This is a genomic window from Amycolatopsis sp. NPDC114503 (assembly GCF_055633655.1).
In genome coordinates this window covers 331,928-341,800 of the sequence record NZ_JBVKDT010000010.1, presented here as the reverse complement: position 1 = coordinate 341,800, position 9,873 = coordinate 331,928, and the positions used below count along the sequence as shown (strand labels likewise).

General features: G+C 65.9%; 9 protein-coding genes. 8 read left to right on the top strand and 1 reads right to left on the bottom strand.

The features are described 5' to 3' along the window. Positions 1–307 precede the first annotated feature (307 nt). The gene (locus tag ACZ7OI_RS36615) at positions 308–1,531 is read right to left on the bottom strand and encodes a M20 metallopeptidase family protein (protein WP_470268661.1); all 1,224 of its coding nucleotides are present in this window, start codon (positions 1,529–1,531) and stop codon (positions 308–310) included. A gap of 119 nt (positions 1,532–1,650) precedes the next feature. Between ACZ7OI_RS36615 and ACZ7OI_RS36610 the strand changes: the two genes are divergently transcribed. The 8 genes from ACZ7OI_RS36610 to ACZ7OI_RS36575 all read left to right on the top strand — a co-directional run bounded on the left by ACZ7OI_RS36610 (position 1,651) and on the right by ACZ7OI_RS36575 (position 9,731). Then, positions 1,651–2,379 (top strand): FadR/GntR family transcriptional regulator, encoded by a 729-nt coding sequence (locus ACZ7OI_RS36610; protein ID WP_470230109.1) that lies wholly within the window; start codon positions 1,651–1,653, stop codon positions 2,377–2,379. 87 nt (positions 2,380–2,466) lie between these two features. After that, a complete protein-coding gene (locus ACZ7OI_RS36605; RefSeq protein ID WP_470268660.1) occupies positions 2,467–3,516 on the top strand; it encodes a pyridoxal phosphate-dependent aminotransferase in 1,050 nt (349 codons plus the stop codon). Between the two features lie 160 nt (positions 3,517–3,676). Then, on the top strand, positions 3,677–5,440 hold the full coding sequence (locus ACZ7OI_RS36600; RefSeq protein WP_470268659.1) for an ABC transporter permease: 1,764 nt from the start codon (positions 3,677–3,679) through the stop codon (positions 5,438–5,440). A gap of 16 nt (positions 5,441–5,456) precedes the next feature. Continuing rightward, complete coding sequence (locus ACZ7OI_RS36595; RefSeq protein WP_470268658.1) at positions 5,457–6,572, top strand: ABC transporter substrate-binding protein; 1,116 nt, start codon at positions 5,457–5,459, stop codon at positions 6,570–6,572. Between the two features lie 38 nt (positions 6,573–6,610). Then, positions 6,611–7,771: an ABC transporter ATP-binding protein gene (locus ACZ7OI_RS36590; protein WP_470268657.1), complete on the top strand. Its 1,161-nt coding sequence runs from the start codon at positions 6,611–6,613 to the stop codon at positions 7,769–7,771. A gap of 28 nt (positions 7,772–7,799) precedes the next feature. Next, positions 7,800–9,083 carry an amidohydrolase family protein gene (locus ACZ7OI_RS36585; protein WP_470268656.1) on the top strand — a complete coding sequence of 428 codons (1,284 nt, stop codon included), beginning with the start codon at positions 7,800–7,802 and terminating at the stop codon, positions 9,081–9,083. Then, positions 9,073–9,357, top strand: coding sequence for a hypothetical protein (locus tag ACZ7OI_RS36580; RefSeq protein WP_470268655.1), 285 nt, complete (start codon positions 9,073–9,075; stop codon positions 9,355–9,357). The genes ACZ7OI_RS36585 and ACZ7OI_RS36580 overlap by 11 nt, the downstream gene beginning before the upstream one ends. Next, the gene (locus tag ACZ7OI_RS36575; RefSeq protein WP_470268654.1) at positions 9,354–9,731 is read left to right on the top strand and encodes a Rieske (2Fe-2S) protein; all 378 of its coding nucleotides are present in this window, start codon (positions 9,354–9,356) and stop codon (positions 9,729–9,731) included. The genes ACZ7OI_RS36580 and ACZ7OI_RS36575 overlap by 4 nt, the downstream gene beginning before the upstream one ends. Positions 9,732–9,873: the final 142 nt, after the last annotated feature.

Genomic DNA, 9,873 nt, shown 5'->3' with positions numbered 1-9,873 from the left:
GGGAAACCTCGGTGACGACGGCGGGGGGGTGCTTGTCAAGGCGGGAAAGATGCCTTGACAAGCACCCCCGTGCCGCGTTTTTGGCTTCGTATCGGGGTGCAGGGCCGGGTGTGGCTGCGCTGGTGAGGTGCGTGCGCGGGCTGCGGTTGGAGTGCAGGGCCGGGTGTGGCTGCGTTGGTGGGTTTGGGTGCGCGGGCTGCGGTTGGGGGCGTGGTGACGCGGTGGTGTGGGTGCCTTGGTGAGTTGGGCGCGCGGGTGCGGCTGGGTGTGGGTGGCTGAAAAAGCTGTGAGGGGAACCCTGAGGGAATCAGAGTCCCTCAGGGTTCCCCTCACGGATCGTGACGTGGCTTAGTGCGAGTGCTGCCAGTGCTGCGGCTTGGTCGGCTAAAACGGTGTCGTCGAAGATTGCCCGTGGGGAATGGTTCATCTCCGCGGTGTCCGGGTCGACTCCCTCTGGTGTGGTGCCGAGGAAGATGAAAGCGCCGGGGATCTCGTTCAGTACGGCGGAGAAGCTCTCCGACGCCATTATCGGATGTTCCAGCGGTACGGCTCGTTCCTGGCCGAACAGGTCGCCGAGCACGTTCAAAGCGTGCGCGGCTGCCTTCGGGGCGTTCGAGGTGACTGGGTAGACCGACCGGAATTCTGCTTCCGCGCGGCAGCCGAAAGCTGACGCGATTCCGTCCGCTAGAGAGGGCAGCTCTTGGGCCAGGATCTCTACGCTCTCCGGGGAAAGTGCGCGGATCGTCGCGCCTAGTGTTGCCTCGTCGGGGATCGCGTTGATGATCTCGCTCGCCTGCATTTTGGTCACCGACAACACAACCGGGTTGAACACCGGGAATCGTCGGGTGACGTACGTGTGCAGGGCTGAAATGATCTGGGCCGCGGCGGGAACCGGGTCTACTGCCTGGTGTGGTCGCGATCCGTGTCCGCTGCGGCCGAGCACGCGTACGGTCAGGCTGCTGGCTCCCGCCATGACCGGACCGGGGCGGGTCGTGAATACGCCAGCTGGGCCGGGTAGGACGTGAATGCCGTACGCAGCCTCGGCACGTTCGCCGGTTGCTGAAAGTACTCCCTCCTCGATTAACCGTTGTGCGCCGCCGCCGGCTTCTTCGCCTGGTTCGAACATGAAGACCACCGAGCCTGCGATCTCGTTCCGGCGTGCGCTCAGCAGCTTTGCCGCACCGACTAGCGCGGCTGTGTGCAGGTCGTGTCCGCAGGCGTGCATCAATCCGGGCGTCTGAGATACGAACGGCAGCCCGGTCTCTTCCGTGACGCGCAGCGCGTCCATGTCCGCCCGCAGTACGACCGACGGCCCGGGGCGGGCACCGCGCAGTACCGCGACAATGGACGTGAAGTCGTGTGGGCCGGGGGTCACTTCCAGATCCAGGCCGGCCATCGCGGTCAGCACGGTTCGCTGGGTGCGAGGGAGAGCGAACCCGGCTTCGGGCTGGGCGTGCAGGGCGCGGCGGAGCGCGACCAGGTCTGGCAGGAGGGCGGCGGAGTCGGCGAGAATCGGGGCGGAAACCGGCATGAGGGCTCCTTGGGCAACGGTGCGTGCCGCGCTGGTGACGCCAGCATCTAATGTCTACAATCAATATAGACGATGCCGGGTGTTCGGGGTTCCGGTGCGCCTCTAATCTGTCACTACGCGTGACCCGCGTCGGCGACGTCACCGGACCGAGAACTTCGGAGGACTTCTTGCCGCAGATCACGAACACCGCCGCTGCCGTCCAGGTCGCTCGCGCGCTTGAGGACGAGATCGTCTCCGAGGGCTGGAGCGCCGGGCACTTCGTCGGCCGCCGTCAGGAGCTGATGGCGCGCTTCGGGGTCGCCCCGGCCACGCTCAGCGAGGCGATTCAGCTGCTGCGCGCCCGCGGCATCGTCGATGCGAAGCCGGGCCCGGGCGGCGGGATCTTCGTTGCGACGCGTTCGCCGTTCACGCACCTGAGCGATCAGCTGCTACAGCTGCGCGAAGGGAAGGCGACGGTGGAGAACTGCCTGCGCGTCCTGGACTCGCTCGACGGTTCAGTGCTGCACGACGCGGTCGAGAACGCGAGCGACGAGGACATCGCTGATATCTCAGCGTGCGCCGAGACGCTCAAGGCGGCCTGGGATTCCGCCGAGGCGCCCACGGCGATCTGGGCGCTGCACGCGCGGATCGCACAGGTGTCGCCGAACGAGCTTTTGCGCAGCCTGTACACGAATCTCGTCGACTACATCATCGCCGCGCGGCTCGAGGGCGTCACCGCGCCGACCACGCAGGAGCGGTTGCGGACGCACCTCGACTTCGCCGAGGCGGTCGTGCGGCGCGACCACAAGCTGGCGGAGTCGGCGATTTCGCGGCATCGGCGTCCTGCTGTGGCAGCCCGGCCTTCCTGAGATCTCACGCCGGAGAACTGATGGATGTACACGCGCTCAGAATTATGTATATTCATTACAGTTAATCGTCCGGCTTGAGGAGGATGCATGCTGCTGGAGCTCCGCAGTGTGGTCGACCGCGTGCTCGCCGCCCCCGATCGCTCGTCCCGCGGTGCGCAGCCGCCGATCCGCTTGTCCCAGAACGAAATGCCGTGGGCGCCCGCCGACGTCATCGTCGCCGCCATGACCGAAGCGGCGCGGAATGCCCATCGCTACCCCGATTACCACCGCACTGCGGCGCGCGCCGCCGTCGCCGAGGCGATGGGTCTGGACGCGGGGCGCATCGCGATCGACAACGGATCCGGCACTCTGCTGCACGCGCTGGCTCGGCTGGTATGCGAACCAGGCGTGCACGGCGTTCGCCCGGCACCGTCCTTTGAGGCGTACGCGGCGGCGCTTTCGCTCGCCGGCGCGGAGTCCACAGAGGTCGGTCTCGACGTGAACGGCGCGATGGATCTCGACGCGATGCTCGCCGCGGTCGGCCCGGAAACCCGCATTGTCTACCTCTGCAATCCCAACAACCCGACCGGCGGGCTGCGCGGCATCGAGGATATCCGCGACTTCCTGAAAAGCGTCCCGTCGAGCGTGCTGGTTGTTGTCGACGAGGCGTACCGCGAGTTCGTGTCTGCCGAACCGGTGGACGCGACTGTCGGATTGCTCGACGAGTTCGAGAATCTCGTGCTGCTGCGGACACTGTCCAAAGCGCACGGTTTGGCGGGGATCCGCGTCGGTTACGCCGCAGCAGCACCGCGGATCGCCGAGGCGCTGCGTCGCACGTCCGTCGGATTCGCGCTCAACAGCGTGGCCGAGGCGGCGGTCATCGCGGCGTTGAGCGCCGAAGGATTGGCTGTGGCGAAGGAAAGAACCGCCGTCATCGTCTCCGAACGCGCTCGCGTCGAGGCGGCGTTGAAGGCGGCGAACGTCGCGTATGTGCCCAGCCAGGCGAATTTCCTTTTCCTGCCTGGAGATGCGGCCGACCTTCTGTCCCGTTTGGAGGCTCGCGGCGTGCTTGCTCGGCCGTTCCCGAAGGCGGGCGGGGCGCGCGTGACGATCGGGCTGCCCGTAGAGAACGACGCGGTGCTCGCCGCCCTGATCTGATCAGCGGTTTCCTCCGACACGGTGTCTGAGGAAACCGGAAGGACTTCGGAGAGCCGCTCGATGAGCCGCCGCACCCGAGTTCTTACGCTAACCGGCAGGACGGACGGAGCGGTTCGTCTCCGCGGCGGGTAACCGATCGCTCGCAGGAAGGAACGGTGCAGTGACCGAGCGCCTATTCGAGCACGACCGGCGGGCCTCGATGCGCCGCTCGGTGACCGGCGGTGTGCTCAAAGCGACCCTGCTCGCCGGGCTCACGCTGATTTTCGTTTACCCCGTGGCGATGATCGTGCTCGGCGCCTTCCGCGACGGGCTGCCCTCGGACAACATGCCGTTCACGATGAGCGGCCTGCTCGCGGCGTTCGAGGCCCCGGAAACCTGGCACACGCTGTGGAACTCGATCGTGCTGGTCGTCGTGTGCGGCACGATCTCGGTGGCGGGCGGCGGGCTGTTCGCCTGGATCGCGGCCAACACGAACGTCCCCGGCCGCAAGCTGCTCACGCCGATCATGGTGATCAACCTGTTCGTCCCGCCGCTGTTTCACACGCTCGGCTGGATCATGCTCGGCAACGCGCAGAACGGCCTGCTCAACCAGCTCGGCCGGGCGCTCGGCACGCACGGGCCGCTGATCAACATCCAGGGCTGGGGCGGGCTGATCCTGCTCACCTCGCTCGGCTACATGCCGTTCGCGTACCTGCTGCTGCTCGGCGCGTTCAAGAACCGGGACCAGTCGCTCGACGAGGCCGCGGCGATCAGCGGCGCGGGGACGGTGCGGACGTTCTTCACCATCACCATCCCGTCGGTCGGCCCGGCGATCACCGGCGCGGCCCTGCTGATCGCGGTGCTGGTGTTCCAGTCGTTCGACGGACCGCAGCTGATCGGCCGCCAGGCGGGCATCTACGTCTTCTCGACGCAGATATATCACTACGTCCGGGATGAGGCGCCAGCCGAGTACACGAAGGCGTTCGCGCTGTCGCTCGTGCTGATCCTGCTGGTGCTGCTGCTGTTCCTCGCCCAGCGCTGGATGCTGCGCGGCCGCAGCTTCACCACGCTCACCGGCAAGACGTCGCGGCGCGATCCGCAGGAGCTGGGCCCGGTCCGCTGGGTGCTGTCCGCGCTGATCGTCGTGGTGGTGCTGCTGAACTTCCTGCTGCCGCTGTTCGCGATGGTGCTCGGCAGCCTCCAGCCGATCTTCGGGGTGATGAGCACCGGGCTGACGCTGGACAACTACGTCACGATGCTCACCGACCCGCAGTTCAGCTCGAGCCTGGCGCTCACCGCGTGGCTCGCGGTCATCGGCGGCTTCGGCTCGATCTCGATCGCCCTGCTCACGACCTACGTCACCGCGCGGCGCCGGGGATTCCTGCGGAGCTACACCTCGTTCGCCGTCTGGATTCCCTGGGCGCTGCCCGGCGTCGTGCTCGGCCTCGCCTACATGTTCGCCGTGCTCTACCTCCCGGCTTTCCGCGGGCTCTACGGTTCGGCCTTCCTGATGACGCTCGTGCTGGTCGTGGCCACGATCCCGGTCTCCAGCCGGATCGCCGAGGGCGCGCTCGCCCAGCTGTCGCCCGAGCTGGAGGAGGCAGGCCGGATGTCCGGCGCGAGCGCGGGCCGGGTGCTGGTGACCATCGTGCTGCGCCTGGTCATCCCGAGCTTCCTGGCCGGCTGGTTTCTCTCCGCGCTGTTCATCTCGGGCAACCTCGCCGTGCCGATGCTGCTCGCCCCGCCCGGCCTGGAACCCGTGTCGCTGACCGCTTTCCAGCAGTTCCTCACCGGCGAGATGTCCCGGGGCGCGGCATTGTTCATGATCATCCTGATCGCCGCGTTCGTCGTGCTGGCGCTCGCCGCGGTGTCCGTCAAGCTCGGCGGCCGGATCCTCGGCCGCACCGACCGTCCGTCCGGCTCGTTCTCCCGCATCACCCACTGACTCGAGAGGAAGAACAATGAAGTTCTCCCGCACGAAACTGCGCGCGCCCGCGCTGGCGCTCACCGCCGGCCTGCTCGCGACGCTCACCGCCTGTGCGTCGGCGGGCGCGACCAAGTCGAGTACACCAGTCGAGGTCCCTGGTGCATCAGCCGCGGCCAACAAATATATGAACGAGCTGTACGACAAGGCGTTCGCGGCCAACCACACGCAGCTCGTGCTGTACGGGCCAGGGGTGACCGCGAACCAGGCGCTGAACGACGTGTTCACCAAGCGCTTCCCCGGGATCAAGCTGCTCCCGCAGGACCAGGCGGACGCGCAGATCCTCACCAAGCTCGACACCGAGGCGCAGAGCGGGAACCGGATCGCGGACATCTACGTCGGCGGGGAATCGCCCCAGGCGGCCGCGAAGCCGAACATCTGCACGCCCGCGGACGTGCGCACCGCCGATCCCGGGTTCAAGGTCCCGACCGAGAACGACGGCAGGCTCACCTATTTCGCCTTGCGCTACTTCGGTTTCGTCTACAACACCGACCAGGTGCAGAAGCAGGACGCGCCGAAGAACTGGCACGACCTGCTCGACCCGAAGTGGAAGGGCAAGATCGCGGTCGGCGACATGACCGTGCCCGGCGGCATCCGGTACATCCTGGAATCGCTGATGCTGCCCGAGAACGAGAAGAAGTGGGGCCGTTCCTACCTGGAGAAGCTGGCCGCGCAGGATCTGCAGATATCTCAATCCGAGCCGATGGTGCCCACAGATGTCGCCAGCGGCCGGTTCCCGGTCGGCATCGCCGTGTACCAGGGCTACTTCGAGGCGCAGAAGCAGAAGGGCGCGCCGATCGACATGGTGTTCCCGCTGGAGGACGGCGGAAACTACATGGCGCGCTCGGCGCTGTGCTTGATCAAGGACGCGCCGCATTCCGAGGCCGCGCAGCTGTACGTCAACTGGCTGTACTCGCCGGAAGGCCAGAAGGCGTTGGCGGAGAAGGACAACTCCTATGGCCGCACGCCGACCGCGCCCGGTCCGGCAGGCCTGCCCTCGCTGGACAAGCTGCCGCGGCTGCCGTTCTCGAACCCGGACCCCGCCTTCAACAAGCCCTACTTCGACTTCATCACCCAGGCGTTCAAGAAGTAAAGCCTCGCCTCCCGGCCGAAGAGAAAGCGCAGGTCACGATGACCGAGGTCCAGGTATCCGGACTCACCAAGAAGTACGGCGCGAAGGCGGCGCTGCACGAACTGGATCTGACGATCGAGTCGGGGCAGTTCGTGACGCTGCTCGGCCCCTCGGGCTGCGGCAAGACGACGACGTTGCGCTGTCTGGCCGGACTGGAGCGGCCGAGTGCGGGCCGGATCGTCATGGGCGACCGGGTCGTGGTCGACACCGCGCGGCGCACGTTCGTGCCCGCGGACAAACGCCGGGTCGGCATGGTGTTCCAGAGTTATGCGCTCTGGCCGCACCTGAACGTCACGGACAATGTCGCGTACCCGCTGAAGGTCGCGCGGATGCCCGGCCGGGAGCGTGCGCAGCGGGTGCGGGAAATGCTGGACGCGGTCGGTCTTTCCGACCTCGGGAAACGTCCGGTCACTGCCTTGTCGGGCGGTCAGCAGCAGCGCGTGGCACTGGCCCGTGCGCTGGCCGCCCGGCCGGGGATCATCTTCTACGACGAGCCGCTGTCCAATTTGGACAGCAAGCTGCGCTACCAGATGGGCCAGCAGGTGCGGTCGCTGCACAACCGGTTCGAGACGACGTCGGTCTACGTGACGCACGACCAGGAGGAAGCGATCACGCTGTCCGACCGGATCGTCGTGATGAGCGAGGGCGTGATCGTCCAATCCGGTACGCCGAGCGACCTGTACGACCGCCCGAATTCGGCGTATGTCGCGGATTTCATGGGCTTTCAGAACATCCTTCCCGGCACCGTCACCGGCGTGCGCGGGAAAACCGCCGAGGTGCGCGTGGACGACACTTCGCTGGTCTTTTCCGGGATCACGACCGGCGAGGTTTCCGTGGGGGACCGGGCCGATGTCGCGTTTCGTGCGGCGCATGCCCGGTTATGCCCGGACGGCTCGGGTTCGGGGAAATTCCGCGGGGTTGTCGAGCGCACGACCTACCTCGGAAGTGCCGTCAACCTTCTCGTCCGCGCGGACGGCCTCCCGATGCGCGTGCGGACCGAAACGGCTGAACTGTCCGCGGAATCGGTCCCGACCGCGGGCGAGGAGCACACGTTCGCGGTGAGCCCGGACCGTGCCGTCGTCATTCCGCACGAGAACGCGGCTCCGGCTGACGACGATTACCTGACCACGATGACCGATGCCGCCGTCGCGCCCCGCTGACGCCGGACGAAGGGGAGAATCCGTGCCTGTGTCTGATTTTTCGGTGCCTCGTTCCGGCGGGGACGGACCCCGGATCCGGGAACTCGCCGAGATCGGCGGGCGGACCGACACCCGGGATGTTCTCGCCCACGCGACCAAACAGGCTGAGCAGGAGTACGACGACTACTTCATCGTCGACATCGACGCGCACGTCTCGGAGGACCATTTCTGGGGCGAGGTGCTCGAACTCATCGACAACGACGTGTGGCGCCAGATCGGGATGGACCAGTTCGGCAAGTTCGCCGGGAACAACGCGTTGCTGAACATCCAGCCTGGTATGTCACATCAGAGCGTTGGCGGACGGATCGGGCACCAGGGGCGCAAGGAGCCGCTTGAGGGGGTGTCCGGGCATCCGTTCGTCGCCGCCGCCCGGCGCGGGATGGACGCGATGGGGCTGGACTACCAGGTCGTGTTCCCGAGCGCGATGTTGCTGCTGGGCATGCATCCGCAGGACGAGATCGAGGTCGTGCTGGGGCGGGCGTTCAACCGTTGGCTGACTGAAGTCGTTCTGCCGCAGGATGATCGGCTCAAGGGGATGTTGTATTTGCCGTACAACACTCCGGAGGTGTGCGAGGAGCTGGTCGAGAAGTATGCGGACGACGACGGGATCATCGGGTACACGGTTTGTTCGACGCGCAATAACCCGGTTCACTCGGATGTCTACACTCGGCTGTACAAGCTGATCGAGGACAGCGGGAAGCCGCTTGCGTTCCACTCCGGGTACCACTGGGGTGACCCTTCTTTCGCTCAGTTGAACCGCTTTCTGTCGATGCATGCGTTGTCTTTTACGCATTACAATCAGATTCATGTGACCAACTGGATCATCAATGCCATGCCGGAGCGGTTTCCCCGGCTGAAGATGGTGTGGGTGGAGAGCGGGCTTGCCTGGATTCCGTTCCTCATGCAGCGGCTTGACCACGAGGTGTTGATGCGGCCCAGTGAGGCTCCTGGGTTGAATCGGTTGCCTAGCGAGTACATGAAGGACATGTGGTATACGAGTCAGCCTATGGAGCGGACCAGCATGGAGTTGCTGGAGGCCGGGATGAAGGCGTTCAACGCGGAGACGCAGTTGTTGTATTCGTCGGATTGGCCGCATTGGGATTGGGATGCGCCGTCCACTATTACGCGGCTGCCGTTTTTGTCCGAGCAGGCTAAGCGGAACATCCTGGGTCTCAACGCTGCTCGGGTGTTCAATCTTCCCACTGATCGGCGGAAGCCTGCTGCGAAGAGCGTCTTCACGAGCGTCCTGGGGTTTCGTGATCATGACATCTGAGCTGACCTCGCTGGTATCTCGGCTGGGCGAGTTGACATCTGAGGTCCTCGCGGAGGACCGGGCGGCCGCGGTTGCCGATGAAGAGATCGCCGAGCTGCTGTATGCGGCTGCTCGGTTGTTTTCCGCCAAGACTGACCGGGTGGGGAAGATCGCGTGGCCGATTCGCGAGGATGCGCTAACTGCGACGGAGACTGTCGTTCTGGTGACTGCGTTGCTGGACGCGGCGGATGTGAACCTTTTCGACATGGCGATTTGGTATCGGAGGGCCGAATGAGCGCGGTGCGGCGGGAGGTCGTTGTTGCTGGGCTGGCGGATCTCCAGGCTCGGGGGCGGATTGTCGTGGAGGTTGATGGGCTGGAGGTGGGGGTTTACTTTCATGCCGGGGAGGTGCGGGCTTGGCATAACGTGTGCCCGCATCAGGGTGGGCCGGTTTGCCAGGGGAAGGTCATGCCTCGGACTGTTCAGCCGGTTCGGGAGGATCGGAAGAGCGCTGGGCCTGCGTTTCATCCGGCTGATCGGAATATTGTTTGTCCTTGGCACGGGTTTGAGTTCGATATCTTGACGGGGCGGCATCCGGCGGATAGTCGGGTGGGGTTGCGGGGGGTTCCGGTTCGGGTGGTGGGGGATGAGGTTGTGGTGACTGTCTGAGGTGGGGTGCGGGGTGGCGGCTCGTCGCCTGGCGGCGACATTGCGCCGGGCGGCGTGGGTGGGCACCCCGAAGCTGATTGTGACGACGGCGCGGGGGGGGTTTTTCCCCGCGAGAAAAAACCCCCCCCCACACCCCCACCCC

Bases quoted from the DNA above. Each gene is read 5' to 3' on its own strand.
- ACZ7OI_RS36615 (WP_470268661.1), bottom strand. From the start codon at position 1,531: ATGCCGGTTTCCGCCCCGATTCTCGCCGACTCCGCCGCCCTCCTGCCA.
- ACZ7OI_RS36605 (WP_470268660.1), top strand. From the start codon at position 2,467: ATGCTGCTGGAGCTCCGCAGTGTGGTCGACCGCGTGCTCGCCGCCCCC.
- ACZ7OI_RS36595 (WP_470268658.1), top strand. From the start codon at position 5,457: ATGAAGTTCTCCCGCACGAAACTGCGCGCGCCCGCGCTGGCGCTCACC.
- ACZ7OI_RS36590 (WP_470268657.1), top strand. From the start codon at position 6,611: ATGACCGAGGTCCAGGTATCCGGACTCACCAAGAAGTACGGCGCGAAG.
- ACZ7OI_RS36580 (WP_470268655.1), top strand. From the start codon at position 9,073: ATGACATCTGAGCTGACCTCGCTGGTATCTCGGCTGGGCGAGTTGACA.
- ACZ7OI_RS36575 (WP_470268654.1), top strand. From the start codon at position 9,354: ATGAGCGCGGTGCGGCGGGAGGTCGTTGTTGCTGGGCTGGCGGATCTC.